This is a genomic window from Pseudonocardia nigra (assembly GCF_019396355.1).
GTDB lineage: Bacteria > Actinomycetota > Actinomycetes > Mycobacteriales > Pseudonocardiaceae > Pseudonocardia > Pseudonocardia nigra.
In genome coordinates this window covers 16465-35364 of sequence record NZ_JAHKRK010000061.1, presented here as the reverse complement: position 1 = coordinate 35364, position 18900 = coordinate 16465, and the positions used below count along the sequence as shown (strand labels likewise).

General features: G+C 71.8%; 19 protein-coding genes and 1 tRNA gene. 6 read left to right on the top strand and 14 right to left on the bottom strand.

Translation table 11 applies throughout. The features are described 5' to 3' along the window. The first annotated feature begins 484 nt into the window (after window positions 1-484). The gene (locus KME75_RS17470) at window positions 485-1300 is read left to right on the top strand and encodes an alpha/beta fold hydrolase (RefSeq protein ID WP_219415897.1); all 816 of its coding nucleotides are present in this window, start codon (window positions 485-487) and stop codon (window positions 1298-1300) included. A 435-nt stretch (window positions 1301-1735) separates the two neighbouring features. Further along, window positions 1736-2083: a hypothetical protein gene (locus tag KME75_RS17465; protein WP_219415896.1), complete on the top strand. Its 348-nt coding sequence runs from the start codon at window positions 1736-1738 to the stop codon at window positions 2081-2083. 104 nt (window positions 2084-2187) lie between these two features. Here the strand turns inward: KME75_RS17465 and KME75_RS17460 are convergent, their stop codons facing one another. The 4 genes from KME75_RS17460 to KME75_RS17445 form a co-directional block, all read right to left on the bottom strand. After that, window positions 2188-2730 carry a DUF6886 family protein gene (locus tag KME75_RS17460; protein ID WP_219415895.1) on the bottom strand — a complete coding sequence of 181 codons (543 nt, stop codon included), beginning with the start codon at window positions 2728-2730 and terminating at the stop codon, window positions 2188-2190. Continuing rightward, window positions 2711-3259: a GNAT family N-acetyltransferase gene (locus KME75_RS17455; protein WP_219415894.1), complete on the bottom strand. Its 549-nt coding sequence runs from the start codon at window positions 3257-3259 to the stop codon at window positions 2711-2713. Before KME75_RS17455 ends, KME75_RS17460 begins: the two co-directional genes overlap by 20 nt. Window positions 3260-3337: 78 nt before the next feature. After that, window positions 3338-3760 carry a hypothetical protein gene (locus tag KME75_RS17450; RefSeq protein ID WP_219415893.1) on the bottom strand — a complete coding sequence of 141 codons (423 nt, stop codon included), beginning with the start codon at window positions 3758-3760 and terminating at the stop codon, window positions 3338-3340. A 177-nt stretch (window positions 3761-3937) separates the two neighbouring features. Then, window positions 3938-4471: a hypothetical protein gene (locus tag KME75_RS17445; protein ID WP_219415892.1), complete on the bottom strand. Its 534-nt coding sequence runs from the start codon at window positions 4469-4471 to the stop codon at window positions 3938-3940. A gap of 235 nt (window positions 4472-4706) precedes the next feature. Here KME75_RS17445 and KME75_RS17440 point away from each other — a divergent pair, with 235 nt between their 5' ends. The 3 genes from KME75_RS17440 (at window position 4707) to KME75_RS17430 (ending at window position 7291) form a co-directional block, all read left to right on the top strand. Next, window positions 4707-5837, top strand: coding sequence for an alpha/beta hydrolase family protein (locus tag KME75_RS17440; protein WP_219415891.1), 1131 nt, complete (start codon window positions 4707-4709; stop codon window positions 5835-5837). A gap of 31 nt (window positions 5838-5868) precedes the next feature. After that, window positions 5869-6402, top strand: a complete 534-nt coding sequence (locus KME75_RS17435; protein ID WP_219415890.1) for a peptidylprolyl isomerase — start codon at window positions 5869-5871, stop codon at window positions 6400-6402. A 166-nt stretch (window positions 6403-6568) separates the two neighbouring features. Then, complete coding sequence (locus KME75_RS17430) at window positions 6569-7291, top strand: rhomboid family intramembrane serine protease (protein WP_308282852.1); 723 nt, start codon at window positions 6569-6571, stop codon at window positions 7289-7291. 271 nt (window positions 7292-7562) lie between these two features. Here KME75_RS17430 and KME75_RS17425 read toward each other — a convergent pair whose 3' ends face one another. From KME75_RS17425 to KME75_RS17380, 10 genes are all read right to left on the bottom strand, one after another. Further along, window positions 7563-8006, bottom strand: coding sequence for a PH domain-containing protein (locus KME75_RS17425; RefSeq protein WP_219415888.1), 444 nt, complete (start codon window positions 8004-8006; stop codon window positions 7563-7565). A 62-nt stretch (window positions 8007-8068) separates the two neighbouring features. Then, window positions 8069-8335 carry a cell division protein CrgA gene (gene crgA / locus KME75_RS17420; RefSeq protein ID WP_219415887.1) on the bottom strand — a complete coding sequence of 89 codons (267 nt, stop codon included), beginning with the start codon at window positions 8333-8335 and terminating at the stop codon, window positions 8069-8071. A gap of 65 nt (window positions 8336-8400) precedes the next feature. Continuing rightward, the gene (locus tag KME75_RS17415) at window positions 8401-9036 is read right to left on the bottom strand and encodes an aminodeoxychorismate/anthranilate synthase component II (RefSeq protein ID WP_219415886.1); all 636 of its coding nucleotides are present in this window, start codon (window positions 9034-9036) and stop codon (window positions 8401-8403) included. A 37-nt stretch (window positions 9037-9073) separates the two neighbouring features. Then, entirely contained in the window at window positions 9074-11002 is a 1929-nt protein-coding gene (gene pknB, locus KME75_RS17410) for a Stk1 family PASTA domain-containing Ser/Thr kinase (protein WP_219415885.1), read from the bottom strand. Window positions 11003-11110: 108 nt separating this feature from the next. Beyond that, window positions 11111-12421: a serine/threonine-protein kinase gene (locus KME75_RS17405; RefSeq protein ID WP_219415884.1), complete on the bottom strand. Its 1311-nt coding sequence runs from the start codon at window positions 12419-12421 to the stop codon at window positions 11111-11113. A 150-nt stretch (window positions 12422-12571) separates the two neighbouring features. Next, entirely contained in the window at window positions 12572-14047 is a 1476-nt protein-coding gene (locus KME75_RS17400) for a peptidoglycan D,D-transpeptidase FtsI family protein (RefSeq protein WP_219415883.1), read from the bottom strand. Beyond that, complete coding sequence (locus KME75_RS17395) at window positions 14044-15480, bottom strand: FtsW/RodA/SpoVE family cell cycle protein (RefSeq protein ID WP_219415882.1); 1437 nt, start codon at window positions 15478-15480, stop codon at window positions 14044-14046. Before KME75_RS17395 ends, KME75_RS17400 begins: the two co-directional genes overlap by 4 nt. Beyond that, window positions 15480-16826: a PP2C family protein-serine/threonine phosphatase gene (locus KME75_RS17390; RefSeq protein ID WP_219415881.1), complete on the bottom strand. Its 1347-nt coding sequence runs from the start codon at window positions 16824-16826 to the stop codon at window positions 15480-15482. The genes KME75_RS17395 and KME75_RS17390 overlap by 1 nt, the downstream gene beginning before the upstream one ends. A 64-nt stretch (window positions 16827-16890) precedes the next feature. Continuing rightward, window positions 16891-17346, bottom strand: coding sequence for an FHA domain-containing protein FhaB/FipA (locus KME75_RS17385; protein ID WP_219415880.1), 456 nt, complete (start codon window positions 17344-17346; stop codon window positions 16891-16893). Window positions 17347-17400: 54 nt separating this feature from the next. Further along, on the bottom strand, window positions 17401-18660 hold the full coding sequence (locus KME75_RS17380; protein ID WP_281424570.1) for an FHA domain-containing protein: 1260 nt from the start codon (window positions 18658-18660) through the stop codon (window positions 17401-17403). Between the two features lie 145 nt (window positions 18661-18805). On the opposite strand from KME75_RS17380, the gene KME75_RS17375 reads away from it, so the two are divergent. Then, window positions 18806-18888, top strand: a tRNA-Leu gene (locus KME75_RS17375). Window positions 18889-18900: the final 12 nt, after the last annotated feature.

The following is an 18900-nucleotide window of genomic DNA, read 5'->3' as shown; positions in this document are numbered from 1 at the left end:
GAACGACGCCGGCCCCGGCAGCGATGAGTCCGCCCAGCACCCAAACGACGACCAGCCGCCGGCGGAAGCCGAGCCCGCGGGGTAGTTGGGTCCCGGTCGTCTCACCCCTCGAGGCACAGTCGACCACCGGGCGCGCGATGCACCTGACGGAGACCTGACCACGTCGGCCACAGAGCATGACGTCAGGTACGTCCACCGTGGACTACGACGTGTCACCGGATCTGTCACCGAAGCTCCGGCGTCAGCGCGCATCTGAGCCTAGCCAGGCAGCGCGGCGGACACGTAGAGCTGCGGTAGCCGGTTTGTCCACTGTCTACCCGTACGTTTGCAAGGCGGGGGTTAGGGGTTCGATTCCCCTCGTCTCCACTCTTTCGACCGGTTGAAGCATGTCGCGCAGCCGCGAGATCGCCTGCCGATGGCCGGCCCGGTAGCGTTCGACGCGAACGCCGTTGACCGGTGATCGGGTGACGTGAAGACTCCCGTCGTGCCTACGACGGAGAACCCGCCGCAGACCGGTTACGCCCCGGTGAACGGCCTGCAGATGTACTACGAGATCCACGGCTCGGGCGGAACGCCCCTGCTCCTGCTGCATGGTGGGCTGTTCAACATCGACCTGCAGTTCGGTGAGCTGATCCCCGGGCTCGCCGCGACCCGCCAGGTGATCGCCGCCGATTTCCAGGGTCACGGGCGCACCAACGACATCGACCGGCCGCTCCGGAGCGCCGACCTGGCCTCCGACGTCGTCGGCCTGCTCCAGCACCTGGACGTCGCGCAGGCCGACGTCTTCGGGTTCAGCGTGGGCGGCGCGACGGCCCTCGACCTGGCCGTCAACCACCCGGAACTGGTCCGCAAGCTGATCGTGTCGTCCGCCTCGTTCCACCCCGACGGGGACCGCCACGAGAACAGCGAGGCGGTGGGCGAGCTGACCGTCGAGATGATCGCGGGCACGCCGATGGAACAGGAGTACCGCGCCAAGTCGCCGCACCCCGACAAGCTGCAGGATCTGCTCGACAAGCTCGGAACGTTCGACAAGGGGTTCACCGGCTGGTCCGACGCCGACATCGAGGGAATCGCCGCTCCGACCCTGATCACGGTCGGCGACTGCGACGCGGTCAAGCTCGAACATGCGGTCAGGTTCCTGCAGTTGCGCGGTGGCGACGTCAACGGTGATTTCACCGGCGTCCCGTCCTCACAGCTGGCAGTGCTTCCGGGAACGACGCATTTCTTCGGGCTCGCCCGGACCGCATTGGTCCTGGACGTGGTGCTCCATTTCCTGGATGCCCCGACGCCCGAAGGTTGATCACGCGCGGGAGAGCTCCGAGAGATCACTGCGAGGGTGCCGGCCGTCGGTCGGCGGCGTGCGCCCCGGACGGGGCCGGTCGGCGATGGACCACGGTCGGGGGACCAGGAAGGGGCTCCCGAAGGTGCGTGCCGGTCGAGTGCGCACCTTCCGGCGCCCCGGCGCCGCGTCACGCACAGTGATCTTCTGGCAGCGCGTCCCGGGCTGGTGCCGGAAATCGAGTACGGACAGTGGCGGAACGCGATCGGAAAGACCGTTCCTGCCCTCCCCGTCCCAGGGCCAAACACCAGATCTTTGCTCTGGGCAATGGCTGCTACACGATGGTGGTACTCGGGTCGTGGAGCGTGTGGGGCGGAGTTAGCTTTCCGTCCTGCCAGTACGACCCAGTCGACCTGCTGGCACCCGATCGGCCCCCTCCCGGGCCATGTTCACCCATTGGAGTCGACCGTGTGGAAAAAGGCAGGAATTGTCGCCACCGCGATCGCCGCAGGCTTGCTCGCGGTCAGTCCCCTCGCCTATGCCGGGGCCGGTAGCGAGCACCCGGCCGGCAAGGCGACGGTGGAACAGGTCATCGACCCCGGCCCGGACGGCCCCCAGGAAGGCCTGGTCAACATCAACGACCTCAATGTGCTGAACGGGGTGAACCTCTGCCCGGAGGTCGTCGCCGCGGTCGGCATCGGCAACGTGCTCGGGATCCTGGGTATCGGCAACGCGCCGGCCACGGCCACCGGCGCGCCCGTGACCTGCTCGACCACGGCCACCTCCGGCGGCGGGCAGGGCTGAGAAGGAATCCGGATCACGCGGGAGGACGTGCCGGGATCGCAGTTCGCGGTCCCGGCTCTTCCTTTTCGCGGGGCCGCTCGGGAAGCCGCCCGGAATGCGGAAGCTCAGCCGGGAATCGGCGGTACGGCGTTCCGCAGCCGGATACCGCTGAACCCGAGCGTGCTCGTGTGCACGGCCGCCCAGAATTCACGGAGGTCGGGCAGGATCCGCAGGGCGATCCCGGCAGCCGCGTGGAGTGCGAAGAGGTCACCGACGGGTTCGGGCGGACCGAGCGGGCGCACGGCGCGGGTCGTCACATGGGCGTGCGGCTCCGGCTCTCCCATGGGCTCGAAGGCATGGGCGGGGAACCGGTAGGCGAACAGTTCCACGGTGCGCATGCGTTCGAGCCACCGGTATTCGGTCGCGTGCACGCGGTCGCCGCCACCGGGACCCAGGATGCCTTCGACGTCCCGGTCCCTCGAGGTGGGGGTGACCCAGGCCGCCACCCTCGGACACTGCCGCGGGAACCAGTAGGCCGGCGCCCGGGCGGCGTCGACCGCCCACACGTACGCCGTTCCCTGACGCGCGGTCGCCGCGACGTGCGGCACGAAGCTCTCGACCGTCGGGTCTTCGGAGAAGTGGAGCACCTCACCCTGGCGTGGACGCATCGCGACAGGGTGGCCGACGTGTGCTCGTCCGGGCGAGGCGGTTCTCCTCCAGCACGGCGCCGCCCGGGCCCTCCTCGACCTTCTCGGTGCCGTCCGGGAACCAGCCGGCGGCACGGTAGAAGCGGACGGCCCGGGCATTCGTCCGCAGCACCCACAGTGTGGACCGGGCGTAGCGGTCGTCCAGCCACTCCACCACGGCGTCGTGGAGCAGGCGGCCCGCGCCGCGGCCCCACCACCCGGGGTCGAGGTAGATCGCGTACAGCTCGCCGGTGGCTGGATCTTCGCGGTTCGCTCCGAATGCCGCGAACCCGACGACGTCGGGTGCCGCGAGCACCAGGATCGGCTGTGCCGGGTCGGCGATCAGCCGGGTCCACATCTGCGCCCTGGCGTCGACGGACAGGCCGGCCAGCATCTCGTCGGGGACGAGCCCGGCATAGGCGGCGCGCCAGGACCGGACGTGCACCAGGGCGATGCCGCTTGCGTCCTCGGGCGTGGCGTGCCGCAGGACGAGGTCGGCGTGAGTGGGCACCAGAGCTCCAATCACACGAACGGTGACGGCCACCGGAATCTATCCGGCGGCCGTCCCGCTCGTCGTGGGGATCCGGCGTCAGCGGGCCCGGCGGAGGCCCAGCCACTGCAGGTCGGCGAAGAAGGCCACAGCCGCGGCCTGGGCGAGCACGACGGCGGTGCCGAGCACGGTGAGCTCCTCGCGGCCCGCGACGGCCGCACCCACGCTGCCCAGCACCCAGGCCGCGTTGAGGACCACCACCGACCAGGCCCCCGGGCGGGGAACCGTCGCCCGCGTCGCGAGGAAGACCAGCCCGAGCGCGTAGGCCACGAGGAACGCGCCGGTGCCCCGCAGGGCCGCGGTCGTCGGGCCCAGGAGGTCGGCCAGCAGCGGCGCCGCGGCCACCCCGAGGACACCGAGGGCGCCGGATCCCGCGGCGTCGAGCCACAGCGCGATGCGGAGCAGGCGACCGCCGTCGCGGACGGCGGCGATGCGGGCGATGGAGAGAGGCAGAGCGGTCATCGGGGGCCTCCAGGCGTCGTGCGGTCCGTTGACTTCGACAGGATCAACTCTCGCGCGCGCAGGTCACTGCGTCGATGACACGGCAGGTAAGAGGCAGCCAGTGCGAACGAGCGGCCCGTGCCGCGACAACCCCGGTGGGTTCGCCGCGGCACGGGCCCCCCGTCGCGTCTGCGAGCGTCAGTCGATGTGGTTGCCCTCGGTCACGGTCTCGCCGGCCATCGCCCGCTGTGCCAGGTCGGCGACCATCAGCGCGGTGTCAATAGTCTGCATCGGCCCGACGTGGTTGGTCTCGGTGAAGGACCGCGGGTCCGTGGTCGGTCCGTTCACCTGGCCCATGCTGCCTTCGAACTGGACCGCACCGTCGGTCAGCTCCGCCGTGCTGGGCACCTCCGGTGCCTCCGGGAGTTCGGCCTCCGGAACCTGGGGCAGCAGCGCGGCCTCAGGGGCTGCGGCCGAGACGTTCGGGGCCTGGAACGAGAAGAGGTCCGGCAGATCCGCAAGGCGGTCCGACGGCGCGGCAGGCACGGAGCTGATCACGCCCCCAACGGCATCCGCGTGCGGCAGGGCCGGTGCCTGGCCGAGGCCGTCGGTCGAGGGGACCGCGGGCGCCTCGGGCGCGGCGAGGGCGTGACCGGCGAAGCCGACACCGAGCGCGGCGATTCCCGCAGCGGCTGCGGTCGTACGGATGCTGCGCCGGGCGAGGCTGCTCATGAAGGTGAATCCTTTCGGTACTGGCTGCCGTCCAGTTGCGACGTTGATCTGCCGGGATCAACGAACCCGTGCGGTCCGAGTTGTGTCGTTCCCCGTCGAGAACCAGCGGTTCACCCGTTCCAGTGGCGCCGTATACGCAGGTGACAGACCCTTTCACCAACCCGGGTGACCTGCCGGTGCTTGACGTGCCGGGCCGGTGCGGATTCGCGATGCGAAGCCGGGCATCATTTCGGGAATGGCGCTTCTGGGTCGTGTGGGGGCCGGGCTCGGGGCCGGAATCGGCGCCGGCGCGATCGGGCTCGGATGGTTCTACTCGTCAGTCCTCCTGGACACCTCGCAGCGTCCCGTGTACCCGGAGCGGGTGCTCGGGGCCGATGACACCACCGTGATGCTCGCGACCAGCCGGCTCACCGTGCAGCCCGGCGTGTGGGGGCTCCGGTGGGTCGACGCCGCCGGTGCGGAGCGACTGGCGGTGCTGGGCCCGGTGCTGACGCTGCGCCGCCGGGAGGTGGTGCGCTCGCTGCTCGCCGGGCCGGTGCCGCCCGCCCGGGCCCGCGCCGTGCTCGACACCGGCCCGTTCGACCCCGACCCAGCCGCCCGCGGGCTGGCCTTCGACGACGTCGACGTGCCGACCCCGCTCGGCCCCTGCCCCGCCTGGTTCGTCCCGGCGGAAGGCGACACGTGGGTGGTCACCGTGCACGGCCGGGGTGGCTCCCGCCGCGAGGCGCTGCGCATCCTGCCCGCCCTGCACGAGCGCGGGTACCCCGTGCTCATCACGAGCTATCGCAACGACGAGGGCGCGCCGCCGAGCCCGGACGGCTACTACCACCTGGGCGACACCGAGTGGGCCGACGTCGAGGCCGCCGTCCGGTACGCCAGGCGGCACGGGGCGCGGCGTGTGGTCCTCTTCGGGTGGTCGATGGGCGGCGCGATAACCGGTGCCTTCCTGGACCGCTCCGCCGATGCGTCGGACGTGGCCGCGGTCGTGTGGGACGCGCCGCTCGTGGACTGGCGCGCCACGCTGCGCCAACAGGCCCGCAACCGGAGGTTGCCACCGGGGCTGACGCCGCTGGCCACCGCGGTCACCAGCAGGCGGATCGGCATCGACTTCGACCAGTTCGACCTGCGCCTGCACCCGCCGACCGTGCGGCCGCCCACCTTCGTCGTGCACACCGACGCCGACACCGCGGTTCCGGTGGGGCCCAGCCGGGCGCTCGTCGCAGCGGCGCCCGGCCTGGACTGGCCGATGCGCTACCTGGAGGTGCCCGGGGTCGAGCACACCGGAGCGTGGAACGCCGACCCGGCGGCGTACGAGCGGGCGGTCACCGACTTCCTGTCGGAGGTCCTCGACGAGGTGCAGCGCTGACGGCTCGGCGCCCGGCTGGCACCATGGGGTGGTGACAGAACCAGGCAACGCGAAGAACACCGCGACGCTGCGGACCAACCAGGGCGACATCCGGATCACCCTGTTGCCCGATCACGCGCCGAAGACGGTGGAGAACTTCGTCGGGCTCTCGACGGGCGGGAAGAGCTACTCACAGCCGAACGCCGGCGGTGGCGACTCCGGCCCGTTCTACGACGGCTCGATCTTCCACCGTGTGATCAGCGGCTTCATGATCCAGGGTGGCGACCCCACGGGCACCGGCCGCGGTGGGCCCGGCTACCAGTTCGCCGACGAGTTCCATCCGGACCTGCGGTTCGACCGGCCCTACCTGCTCGCGATGGCGAACGCCGGGCCCGGCACCAACGGCTCGCAGTTCTTCATCACCGTCGGCCCCACCCCGCACCTCAACCGCCGCCACACGATCTTCGGTGAGGTCGCCGACGCCGAGTCGCGCGCCGTCGTGGACGCCATCGCCACCACCGCCACCGACCGGTCCGACCGGCCGCTGAACGACGTGGTGATCCAGCACATCGAGATCGCGAACTGACTCGGTCGTGAGCTACCCCGCCGGGCCGCCCACTCCGCCCCCGTACCCCGGTGGGCAGCCCACCGGACCGTCCGCGGTGTGCGTCCGGCATCCGGACCGCGCCACGGGGCTGAGCTGCACCCGGTGCGGTCGTCCCGCCTGTCCGGAGTGCCTGCGGGAGGCCTCCGTGGGCTACCAGTGCGTCGACTGCGTGGCGCAAGGGCGCAGCGGTGTCCGCCGCGGCACCACGGTGGCGGGCGCGGAGCTCGGTGGCAAGCCGATCGTGGTGCCCGCGCTGATCGTCCTCAACACCGCAATCTTCGTGTGGACGGTGGCGCAGGCGGGCAGCCTGAACGGCAACGTCGCGGCACCGCTGTTCCGCGAGTGGGCCCTGGTGCCCGGGCTCGTGGCGGCGGGCGAGTGGTGGCGGGTGCTGACGTCCGGCTTCCTGCACATCGGGCCGATCCACCTGCTGTTCAACATGATGGCGTTGTGGGTGCTCGGCCGGGACATGGAGACGGTGCTCGGCCGCGGCCGGTTCCTGGCCGTCTACCTGGTGGCACTGCTCGGCGGGGCCGCCGCGGTGATGCTGTTCTACGCGCCCAACCAGATGGTGGCCGGCGCGTCCGGGGCGGTGTTCGGCCTGATGGGTGGGCTGGCCGTCGTCCTGCGCCGGATGCGGGTGCCCGCCGGTCAGGTGATCGGGCTGATCGTGGTGAACGTCGTGATCAGTGTGGTCATCCCCGGGATCTCGCTGATCGGCCACCTCGGCGGTCTCGTGGTCGGCGCGGCCGCCACCGCAGCGCTCGTCTACGCGCCACCCCGCAACCGCACGGCCGTGCAGGCCGGCGCGTTGGGTGCGCTCGCGCTGCTGATGCTGCTCGTGATCGTTGGAGCCGTGCTGCTGTAGCCGGCGCGAACGACGGCGGGGCCACCCTCGTCAGGGTGGCCCCGCGGACTCGTCGGGATGGGTCAAGCGGGGGTTCCGCAGCCGCAACCGGAGGTGCAGCCGTCGGTGCCCCGCATCGGTTTCGTCTCTACCATCCAGACTCCTTTCGTCGCCTGTTCCCGATGGTAGGCAGATGTGGGCGCCGCTGACGACGCTCGTGCGGGCGATCCGTGGACACCATCCGTGAGGGGCACTGCGCCGAACGGGGCTGGCCGACAAGGCCGGACGGGGATCAGGGGCGCACGGCGAGCAGCTGCGGCACCACGTCCTCCGGGTCCTCGGCGAGGTCGAGCCTGCCGAAGACCAGGAGCCGCTCGCCTCCGGCCGGTGTGACGGTGTCGACCTCCAGGAGTGAGGTCTCCCGGCCGAAGCGGCGGACCCGAAGCACGCGCACGTCCTGGACGAGCGGCCACGGGTGGTGCCGGGCACCGAACAGACCGCCGACGGTGATCCCATCGGCGTCGGCGCGCAGCCGGGGACGTGCGCGCGTGCCGAACAGGGCGGCCACTGCGAACCCGACTGCGCCCACGCCGGCGAGCAACCGCCCCGCCGGATCGGCCCCGGCCGCCCACAGCGCGGCGCACCACGCGGCCGCGCCCGCGGCGATGAGCCAGGCGCAGACCACCAGTCCGACAGCGGGGCTCCACTCGCGGGCGCCCCCGATTTGATCACTCAACGTAACTTGTCCACAGGTGCTGTCCACACTGGGGACGGCTTACAGGGGTGTCTTTCCGCTGATCAGCGCCACCGCATGGTCATCAACAAGCCGATCACCACGAGTGAGAAGCCGATGGCGAAGTTCCACGGGCCGAGCTGGTCCATGAACGGGATGGACGGTCCGGCGAGGTAGTTGACGACGAGCCAGACCAGCCCGGCGAGCATCAGGCCCAGCATCACGGCGATGTACACCGGATGCGTCGGACCCGCGACCTTGACCGGCGTGGTGTTCCGCTCGTTCGGCGGCGGCGTGTAGACCGCCTTCTTCCGGACCTTGGACTTCGGCATGCGTGACCTCGCGTGACGTTCGGGGTGCTTGCCTCCACGGTAGCGTGCGTCCCCGCGATCGGAACTCAGACGCCGGCGCTCACCGCCGCCGCCTCGGCGCCGAGGGCCGCGACGGTGGGCTCCGGGACCGGGTGCCCCGCGCTCGCCATCCAGTTCGCGAGCAGCCGGTGCCCGCCCTCGGTGAGCACGGACTCCGGGTGGAACTGGACACCGACCACCGGCAGCTCCCGGTGCCGGATGGCCATGATCACGCCGCTGTCGGTCTGCCCGGTCACCTCCAGGGCGTCGGGCAGCGTGTCCGGGCGGATCGTCAGGGAGTGGTACCGGGTGGCGACGAACGGGTCGGGCAGGCCGGTGAGCAGCCCGTCGCCTCGGTGGTGCACCAGCGACGTCTTGCCGTGCAGCAGCTCCGGGGCGCGCTCGACCACCCCGCCCCAGGCCACGCCGATCGCCTGGTGCCCCAGGCAGACCCCGAGCAGCGGCAGCTCCCGGTCGGCGCTGCGGCGGATCACCTCGATGCTCGCGCCCGCCCGCTCCGGCGTGCCCGGCCCGGGGCTCACCAGCACCCCGTCGACCTCGGCCAGCTCGTCGAGGTCGACCTCGTCGTTGCGGCGCACCACCGGGTCGGCGCCGAGCTGGGCGAGGTACTGCACCAGGTTGTAGACGAAGCTGTCGTAGTTGTCGATGACGAGCACGCGCATGGCTTCAGTGTCCCCGTGGGTCGGCGCGGGTGTCGCGCTAGTTGTCGAAGATCCCGCCGGGGTAGCGCCCGAAGTACACGATGATCTGCTCGTCGGGCGACGCCGTGGTGGCATCGCCGGTGGACAGGCCGATCACCCGGTTGTCCTCCGACTCGTTGGTGGTCGGCCGGCTCTCCCGGCCGACGCGCTGGAAGCCCGCCTCCTGGAGCTCCTCGACGGCGTCCTGTGGCTCCAGACCGATCACGTCGGGGATCTCGATCTGGTCGCCGCTGGAGACCTGCAGCGTCACCTGGGAGCCCCGCTGCACCTGGGTGCCCGCCACCGGGTTCGTACCGACGACGGCGCCCTCCTCGCCGGGGCCGCTGACCTGCTGCACCTGGACCGTGAACCCGGCCTGGCCGAGCCGCTGCTGGGCGGCGTTCTGGTCGAGGCCGGACACGTCGGGTACTGCGACGGTGGTGGGTTCGGTGCCGACGACCACGGCGACGGCGCTCCCGCCCTCGACCTCCTCGCCGGCCCGCGGCGTGGACTCGAGGACGCGCCCCACCATGTCGGAGTCGGACGTCTCCCGGGTCGTCTGCTCGCCGAGGGTCAGCCCGCGTTCCTGGAGCAGCCGGCCCGCTTCCTCCACGGTCCTGCCTTCGAGCGGTGGGACGGCGGCGGTGGCGGGACCCTCGCCGACCAGGAGTGCGACCGCGGAACCCTCCTGCACCGACTGCCCCACGGGGGGCTCGGTGGACAGGACCTGGCCGACCTCGCCGACCTCCGACTCGACGGGCCGGACCTCGCGCACCACCAGATCAGCCGCGATGATCTGGTTGCGGGCGTCCGTCTCCGACTGCCCGACGACGTTGGGTACGGCCACCATCGCCGGTGGCGGTGAACCGCGGAGCAGCTGGAACGCGACGAACCCGACGAGCCCGAGCGCGATCAGCACCGCCGCGGCGATCCCGATCGTCTTACCGGTGCTGTTGCGCGGGGGCTCGTCGTCGTAGTAGTCGTAGTCCGGGACGGGCGCGGCGGCGGTGTGCCGGGAGCCGTTGAGCCGGCGGGTGGGGCCGGTGCTCCGCGGCGGCGCGAGCATCGCGGTGCGCTCGTCCTCGCTCATCACCAGCGGGGCCATCGGGTTCTGCCCGCTGCGCACCCGCACGAGGTCCGACCGCATCTCGGCGGCCGACTGGTAGCGGTTGACCGGGTTCTTGCTCAACGCCTTGAGCACGACGGCGTCGAGCGTGGCCGGCACGCTCGGGTTGACCTCCGACGGGCGCCGTGGGTCCTCCCGCACGTGCTGGTAGGCCACCGCGACGGGGGTGTCGCCGGTGAACGGGGGTTCCCCGGTGAGCAGCTCGAACAGCACGCAGCCCGCCGCGTAGACATCGCTGCGGGCGTCGACGGCCTCGCCGCGCGCCTGCTCCGGCGACAGGTACTGCGCCGTGCCGATGACCGCGGCCGTCTGCGTGACGTTCTGGCCCTCGCCGAGCGCCCGGGCGATGCCGAAGTCCATCACCTTCACAGCGCCCGAACGGTTGATCATGACGTTGGCCGGCTTGACGTCACGATGGATGATGTTGTGCCGGTGGCTGAAGTCGAGCGCTGCGCAGACATCGGCCATCACCTCGATGACCTTCTGCTGGGTCATCGGTCCGGTGGTCTTGACGATCTCGCGCAGCGTCTGCCCGTCCACGTACTCCATGACGATGTAGGGCAGCGGGCCGAACTCGCTCTGCACCTCGCCGGTGTCGTACACGGCGACGATCGCGGGGTGGTTGAGGGCCGCGGCGTTCTGGGCCTCGCGGCGGAAGCGCATCTGGAACTGCGGGTCGCGGGCGAGGTCGGCCCGGAGCACCTTGATGGCGACGTCGCGGCCCAGGCGCGTGTCGAGCCCGCGATGCACCTCGGACATGCCGCCGTAACCGAGCACCTCGCCCAGTTCATAGCGCTCGGACAACAGTCGGGGGGTGGTCATCGCTGCCAGTTCCTGGGGGTCATGGGTGATCTGGACATCATGCCGGTCACGTCGCCCGTCGGGGTGGCCTGTCGGCCGCCCCGGCGCCGGACCGTCGGCTGGACGGGTTCACCGGGCGACCCCGGCATGGAGTACCGGGCCCGGCCCCCCGCCGGGCGCCGCCGGTCGGGCCAGGACGCCCTTCCAGCCCGCCACCGTACCCGCTGGCGCGCTGCTCGGGGTCGCATCCGGCTGCTGTGCGCCGCCCTCTCCGAGTCCGCGGAACACGAAGACCCCGACCACCACGGCGGCCACGGTGAGTAGCACGAACAGCACGAGCAACAGGCTGCGGCCCATTCCGGCGGTGGGCTGCAGCCGCAGCGGCTCCGAACGGGGAGCGGGCGCGACCGGCGGATGGCCCGACGACCGGCGCCGCGGCGGCGGTGTCGGCTCGGGCGTGTCGCCGAACTCATGGGGGGCCGGCGCGGCCGCTGGCGGCGGCGTGCCCAGCGGAACCCGACTGCGGCCGCGGGACGGGGTGGCCGTGGACCGCAGCGGGACGGCGGCGGTGACGCCGGTGACCGACGCGGGCGCAGGCAGCGGCTCGCCGCGCCGTACGGCGGCGACCGCGAGGGCGAACTCGCCGCCCGTGGCGTAGCGCCGGCCGGGATCCTTGACGAGCACCGCGTCGATGAGCTCGCGGGCGGCCTGCGGCACGCCGGCGGGCAGCGGCGGCGGCTCCTCGCGCACCTGCATCATCGCCACCGCCACGGCGCTCTCGGCACGGAAGGGCCGGTGCCCCGCGAGGCACTCGTAGCCGACGATACCGAGCGAGTAGACGTCGCCCGCCGGGCCCGCCTCGGCACCGCTCGCCTGTTCCGGCGCGATGTAGTGGGCAGTGCCCATCACCATGCCAGACCGCGTGACCGGCACGGCGTCGGCGGCCTTGGCGATTCCGAAGTCGGTGAGCTTCACCAGTCCGTCGGTGCGGACGAGGATGTTGCCCGGCTTCACGTCGCGGTGCACGAACCCGCGCTCGTGGGCCGCCTGCAGTGCCCAGCCGGCCTCCTCGAGCAGCCGCAGCGTCTCGTCGGGGTCGATCGGGCCACGCCCGATGAGCGTGGACAGCGGCTCGCCGCGGACCAGCTCCATCACCAGGTACGCGGTGTGCTGCCCGGGGGCCGGGCCGTCGTCCTCGCCGTAGTCGTGGACCGCGGCGATCCCGGAGTGGTCCAGCGACGCGACCGTGCGCGCCTCGATGCGGAACCGGTGGAGGAACTCCGGGTCGTCCGACAGCTCGGGGCGCAGGACCTTGACGGCGACGCTGCGACCCAGCCGGGTGTCCGAGGCCTCCCAGACCTCACCCATCCCGCCCACGGCGATCCGCCGCTCCAGCTGGTAGCGGTCGGCGATCTTCTGCCCGGCGGCGAGAACGTTCATCACGCCTCCTCGCTGGCGCTCGTCGGCGACGTGAACGGCGTTGCTGCGCTGAATGGTGCCCTCGCAAGCTCGGTCACGCCCCCTCCTCGCTGGCGCTCGTCGGCAGAGTGAACGACATTGCTGTGTTGAATGGTGACCTCGCAAGCTCGGTCACGACTGCTGCCCCAGTGCCTCGCGGATCACCGCGCGGCCGATCGGAGCGGCCACCTGGCCACCCGTGGCCGCCAGGTTGCTCCGGTCCCCACCCGACTCGACGAGCACCGCGACCGCGACCTGCGGGTCGTCGGCGGGCGCGAACGCGGCGTACCAGACGTGCGGTGCGTTCTCCTTGGGGTTCACCCCGTGCTCCGCGGTGCCGGTCTTGGCCGCGATCTGCACTCCGGTGATCTTGCCGCTGCCGGAGTAGGAGTTCTCGTTGTTGACCATCATCTCGGTCAGCGTGCGCGCGACGCCCGCGTCGATCGCGGGGCCGAGCCGGTCCGGCTCGGTCGTCTCGATCGGGTCCAGCTCCTGGCTCTGGATCTCCTTGACCAGATACGGCGCCATCAGCTGCCCGTCGTTGGCGATCGCGGCCACGATCATGGCGTTCTGCAGTGGGGTGAGCGCGACGTCCCGCTGGCCGATGCTGGACTGCTGCAGCGCCGCGGTGTCCTCGATCTCGCCGATCGTGGAGTCGGCCACCGGCATCGGGATCGACAGGTCCGCGGTGCCGATGCCGAAGTTCTCGGCCTGCTCCCGGATGGCCTGCTCGCCCAGCTCGGCCCCGAGCTGCGCGAAAGCCGTGTTGCAGGAGCGCTGCAGGGCTTCGCGCAGGCTCGCCGTCGCCGAGGTGCCGCAGGCGTTGCCGTTGAAGTTCTCGAGCGGCGTACTGGTGTTCTGCAGGACGATCTCCGGCGCGGCCGTGAGCTGGCTGTCCGGCGTGTACCGCCCGCTCGCGAGCGCCGCGGCGGTGATGACCAGCTTGAAGGTGGAGCCGGGCGGGTAGATCTCGTCGATGGCGCGGTTGGTCAGCACCGGCGGCTCGGCCGACGTGTACTCCTCCCACGCGGCCGTCTGCTCCTCCGCGCTGTGGCTCGCGAGCGGGTTCGGGTCGTAGGACGGCGTCGAGGCCATGGCCAGGATCTCGCCGGTCTGCGGGCGCAGCGCCACGACCGCGCCGCTGTAGCCCCGGCTCTCCAGCTGCTCGTAGGCGATCCGCTGGACGTCGGGATCGATGGTCGTCACCACGTTGCCGCCGCTGGGATCGCGGCCGGTGATGAGGTCCGACAGCCTGCGACCGAACAGGCGGTCGTCGCTGCCGTTCAGCACCGCGTCGGCGGCCCGCTCGATCCCGCTGGAGCCGTAGATCACCGAGTAGTAGCCCGTGATCGGGGCGAACAGCGGCCCCTCGGGGTACTGGCGCTGGTAGCGCAGCCGGTCGTCGGTCTCGACGCTGCCCGCCAGCACCTGCCCCTCGGCGCTGATTTGGCCGCGCTTGCGCGAGTACTCCGCGAGGAGCACGCGCTGGTTGCGGGGATCGTCGCGGTAGTCGTCGGCCTTGACGACCTGCACGTAGGTGAGGTTGGCCATCAGCAGCAGGATCATCGCCATCACCGCGATCGCGATGCGGCGGACCGGGGTGTTCACCGCGGGCGCTCCACGAGCTCGGTGCCGGCCTCCGCGATCGGGGGCAGCGGCGTGGCCGGGCGACGGGGGAGCGGGGCGCGTGCCGCGTTCGAGATCCGCAGCAGGAGCGCGACGAGCGCGTAGTTGGCCACCAGCGACGAGCCGCCGTAGGACAGGAACGGCAGGGTGAGCCCGGTGAGCGGGATCAGCTTCGACGCCCCACCGATGACGATGAAGATCTGCAGCGCGAGCGTGAATGCGAGGCCGGTGGCCAGCAGCTTGCCGAAACTGTCGCGCACCGCGAGCGCGCTGCGCAGCCCGCGCGTGATGAGGACGAGGTAGACGATGAGGATCGCGGCCAGGCCGATCAGCCCCAGCTCCTCACCGAGCGAGGACAGCATGAAGTCGCTCTCGGCGAACGGGACCAGGTCGGGCCGTCCCGCCCCCAGCCCAGTGCCACCGACACCGCCGGTGCCCAGCCCGAACAGCGCCTGCCCGATCTGGTAGCCGGTGCCGTCGAAGTCGGCGAACGGGTCCAGCCAGACCTGCACCCGCACCCGGACGTGGCTGAACAGCTGGTAGGCGATCAGGCAGCCGACCATGAAGAACGTCAGCCCGATGACCATCCACGACACCCGCTCGGTGGCGCCGTAGAGCAGCACCAGCACGATGCCGAAGAACAGCAGCGACGTGCCGAGGTCGCGCTCCAGCACGAGCACACCGACCGAGAGGCCCCACGCGACGAGCAGCGGGGCGAGGTCGCGGGCCCGCGGCAGCTCCATCCCGAGGAAGCGGCGGCCCGCCGTGGTGAACAGATCGCGCTTCTGCACGAGGAACGCCGCGAAGAACACGATCAGCAGGATCTTGGCGAACTCGCCGGGCTGGATACCCACCGGGCCGACCCGGATCCACAGCTTCGCGCCGTTGACCTCGGAGATCGACGACGGCAGCAGCCCGGGCAGCGCCAGCAGCACGATCCCCGCGAACCCCGCGGTGTAGGCGTAGCGGGCGATCGTCCGGTGGTCGCGCACGATCCACAGCACCGCGACGAACAGCGCGAGCCCGATGGCCGTCCAGGCGACCTGCCGGGACAGCAGCGCGGTGGGCGCCTCCTGGCCGAGCAGCGCCGCGCGGTCGGCCTCGGCGAGGTCCAGCCGGTGGATCATCACCAGACCCAGCCCGTTGAGCAGCGCCACGCAGGGCAGGATCAGCGGGTCGGCGTACGGGGCGAACTTGCGGACCGCGAAGTGCGCCCCGGTGAACAGGGCGAGGTAGGCGAGCCCGACGAACAGCAGCGCCCGCGTGAGCTCCTGCTCCTGGTTGGCCTCGACCAGCACGAGCGCGCCGGTGACGATCACCGTGGCGAACGCGAGCAGCACGAGCTCGATGCCCCGCCCGGTGGGCAGGGGCGCCGGCGTGGGCGGCTGGCCGGACCGCTGGTCGGCGGCCGTCATCAGCTCACCGACCTGCAGGTCGTGCCCGGTACGGGGGCGGGCGTCGGGAGCGGCGTGGTGTCGACCGGCGGCAGCAGGTTGGGATCGGCGATCCCCGGCGGCAGGACCGGGTCGGCAGGCGTCTGCGGCTGCTGCTGGACCGGGTCGGGGCAGGGCTCGAGCATCCGGTCGCGCAGCCGCTCGATCACGCCGCGGGCGCCCTCGAGGCCGCCGTTGGTGAGGATGCCGTCGCGCACCTGGCTGCGCTCGGTCTCCGGCAGGTCGGACAGGGCGATGTCGGACCGCTCGGCCACCCGCTGCAGGGGCAGGCCCAGCACGTCGCCGCGGACGCCCTGGAAGATCACGACCTGCTCGGCGTCGGCGCCGACGTAGTACTGCTGCATCACCCACATGCGGGCCAGGAACCCGCCCGCGACGAGCACCGCCACGACGGCGACCACCCCGAGCGCGAGCCGCCACCGTGGGCGCCGCCGCGCGGTGGCGGTGGCCGGCGCGGACACGATCCGCTGCGGGGCGGTGCGGGTGAGCGTGGTGGCCGAGGCGCGCGCGGCGGCCGAGTCGGGCGGCGGGCCGTCCTCGCTGCCGTCGCCCACGGAGCCGCCCATGATCGGGGCGTCCTCGCCGAACTCGATGTCGACGACGTCCGCGACGATGCAGGTGATGTTGTCCGGGCCGCCGCCGCGCAGCGCGAGCTCGATCATGCGGTCGGCGCACTCGCGCGGGTCGTGGTAGCTGCGCAGCGTGTCGGCCAGCGTCTCGTCGCTCACCACGCCGGACAGGCCGTCCGAGCAGAGCAGGTAGCGGTCGCCCGCGCGCGCCTCACGAATGGTCAGCGACGGGTCGACGTCCTGCCCCGTGATCGCGCGCAGCAGCAGCGATCGCTGCGGGTGGGTGTGGGCCTCCTCCTCGGTGATCCGGCCCTCGTCGATCAGCGACTGGACGAACGTGTCGTCCTTGGTGATCTGCGTGAAGATGCCGTCCCGGAGCTGGTAGGCCCGGGAGTCGCCGATGTGCACCAGCCCCAGCCGCGAACCCGCGAACAGGATGGCCGTGAGCGTGGTGCCCATGCCCTCCAGATCGGGGGCATCGGCGACGTGCTGGGTGATCGCGGCGTTGCCCTGCACCGTGGCGTCCCGCAGCTCCGCCAGCAGGTCGTCGCCCGGATCGTCCTCGTCGAGCGGGGCGAGCGCGGCGATCACCAGCGAGGACGCGACCTCGCCCGCCGCGTGCCCGCCCATGCCGTCGGCGAGTGCGAGCAGGCGCGGCCCGGCGTACACGGCGTCCTGGTTGTTCTGCCGGACGAGCCCGCGGTCGCTGCGGGCGGAGTAGCGCAGCACGAGCGTCATCGCGGCACTCCGGTCGGTCGATCGGCGTGACCAGGCCTGGGCGACGGGTCGGGGTGTCGGTCACTCATGACCGGAGCTCGATCACCGTCTTGCCGATGCGGACAGGGACTCCCAGGGGAACCCGGGTGGGTCCGGTGACCTTAGCCCGATCAAGGTAGGTGCCGTTGGTCGACCCGAGGTCCTCGACGTACCACTCGTCGCCCTGCTGCGCGATCCGCGCGTGCCGGGTGGAGGCGTAGTCGTCATCGAGCACCAGCGTCGAGTCGTCGGCCCGGCCGATCAGGATCGGCCGGGAGTCCAGCGACAAGCGGGTTCCCGCCAGCGCGCCCTGGGTGACGATCAGCTGGCGGGCCGTACGCCCCCGCTTCGTGCGGGTGGTGGCGCGCCCGCCGGGAACGAGCGCCCGGAGACCGGACGCGGCGTACAGGTCGGAGCGCACCACCCGGAGCGCGACCAGCACGAACAGCCAGAGGAGGGCGAGGAATCCCGCCCTGGTCAGCTGCAGCACCAACTCCGGCACTCGCGGCGCACTCCGTTCTCTCCGATATCGTCGTCCCCGTTCCTGCGGCGCGGGCTACTGGGTGCGGAAGACGAGGCTCGAGTGCCCGACCCGGATGACGTCGCCGTCGCCCAGCTGCCAGGTCTGCACCGGGTTGCCGTTGACCGTGGTGCCGTTGGTGGACCCGAGGTCGGTCAGCGTTGCGGTCTGACCATCCCAGCTGATCTCCAGGTGGCGGCGCGACACGCCGGTGTCCGGAAGGCGGAACGACGAGTCCTGGCCCCGGCCGATGACGTGGCTGCCCTGGGTGAGGTCGAAGGTGCGACCCGAGCCGTCGTCCAGGCTGAGCGAGGCCGACAGCCCCTGCTGCCCGTAGCCGCCCGGCTGGTTCCAGCCGGCCTGCTGGCCGTAGCCCTGCTGCTCGTAGCCGGCGTCGTAGCCCTGGTCGTACTGCTGCTGGCCGTACCCGCCCTGCTGGTAGCCCTGGTCGTAGCCAGGCGCGTAGCCCTGCTGGCCGTACCCGCCACCGGGCTGTGCATGGCCCTGCTGCCCGTAGCCCTGGTCGTAGCCGCCGCCCTGCTGCGGGTAGCCGCCCTGCTGGGGGTAGCCGCCGCCCTGCTGGCCGTAGCCCTGGTCGTAGCCGCCGCCCTGCTGCGGGTAGCCGCCGCCCTGCTGGCCGTAACCCTGGTCGTAGCCGCCGCCCTGCTGCTGGCCGCCGTAGCCGCCGCCCTGCTGCGGGTAGCCGCCGCCCTGCTGGCCGTAACCCTGCTGGGGTCCGGGCTCGCCCTGGTCGTACCCCCCCTGACGCTGGTCGTAGGCGGGCGGGGCGTACGTCTGCTGCCCGTATCCGCCGGGGGCACCACGGTCGTATCCGTACTGCCCGTTCTCCTCGGGGTGGCCCGGTTGCTGGCTCATGGGTGCTTCTCCTGCGTCGCGTGCTCGGATGGCGTCCCGGCGGGAAGCGTCGGGGTCCACGGACGAGCGGGTGCGGAACTGTCCCGTGTGCAGCGCATCGGAGCGCTCCAGAAAGACTACGACCTCGCCGTAGGCGTCCCATCCCTGGTCGGCGAGTTGCTCGGCGACAGAGCCGGAGAGCGAGTTGACGATCTCCGCGCGGTCGCCGCCCATGCGATCGTGATCGGAGGGGCTGAGCAGCACGGTGAACCGGTTGGGCGCCAGCAGGCGCCCCCCGGCGAGCTCCTCGATGTGGTCCTCGGCTTCCCGCAGCAGCGCCTGCACGACTTCCTGGGGAACGACGCTGCCGCCGAAGACCCGCGCGAAGGCGTCGCCCACCAGTCCCTGGAGACGGCGTTCAAACCTGTCGACGCGGCCCAACCGATCTTCCTCCGTTCGCATCGGCGTGTTGCTGGCAGTACCGATCGTATCTGTGCTAGCCGCGGCGCCGTCGCCCCCCGACCGGCGGGTGATGAGACCCCCCGATCAGCGTGGCTCCACCCCCGTGCTAGCTTTCTTCCTGCCAGGGCGAGTGGCGGAATGGCAGACGCGCACGGTTCAGGTCCGTGTGTCCGTAAGGACGTGAGGGTTCAACTCCCTCCTCGCCCACCCTCACTCCGG

Coding starts and splice junctions, on each gene's coding strand:
- KME75_RS17460 (WP_219415895.1), bottom strand. CDS start 2,730: ATGCGTCCACGCCAGGGTGAGGTGCTCCACTTCTCCGAAGACCCGACG.
- KME75_RS17450 (WP_219415893.1), bottom strand. CDS start 3,760: ATGACCGCTCTGCCTCTCTCCATCGCCCGCATCGCCGCCGTCCGCGAC.
- KME75_RS17445 (WP_219415892.1), bottom strand. CDS start 4,471: ATGAGCAGCCTCGCCCGGCGCAGCATCCGTACGACCGCAGCCGCTGCG.
- KME75_RS17440 (WP_219415891.1), top strand. CDS start 4,707: ATGGCGCTTCTGGGTCGTGTGGGGGCCGGGCTCGGGGCCGGAATCGGC.
- crgA (WP_219415887.1), bottom strand. CDS start 8,335: ATGCCGAAGTCCAAGGTCCGGAAGAAGGCGGTCTACACGCCGCCGCCG.
- KME75_RS17415 (WP_219415886.1), bottom strand. CDS start 9,036: ATGCGCGTGCTCGTCATCGACAACTACGACAGCTTCGTCTACAACCTG.
- pknB (WP_219415885.1), bottom strand. CDS start 11,002: ATGACCACCCCCCGACTGTTGTCCGAGCGCTATGAACTGGGCGAGGTG.
- KME75_RS17405 (WP_219415884.1), bottom strand. CDS start 12,421: ATGAACGTTCTCGCCGCCGGGCAGAAGATCGCCGACCGCTACCAGCTG.
- KME75_RS17395 (WP_219415882.1), bottom strand. CDS start 15,480: ATGACGGCCGCCGACCAGCGGTCCGGCCAGCCGCCCACGCCGGCGCCC.
- KME75_RS17390 (WP_219415881.1), bottom strand. CDS start 16,826: ATGACGCTCGTGCTGCGCTACTCCGCCCGCAGCGACCGCGGGCTCGTC.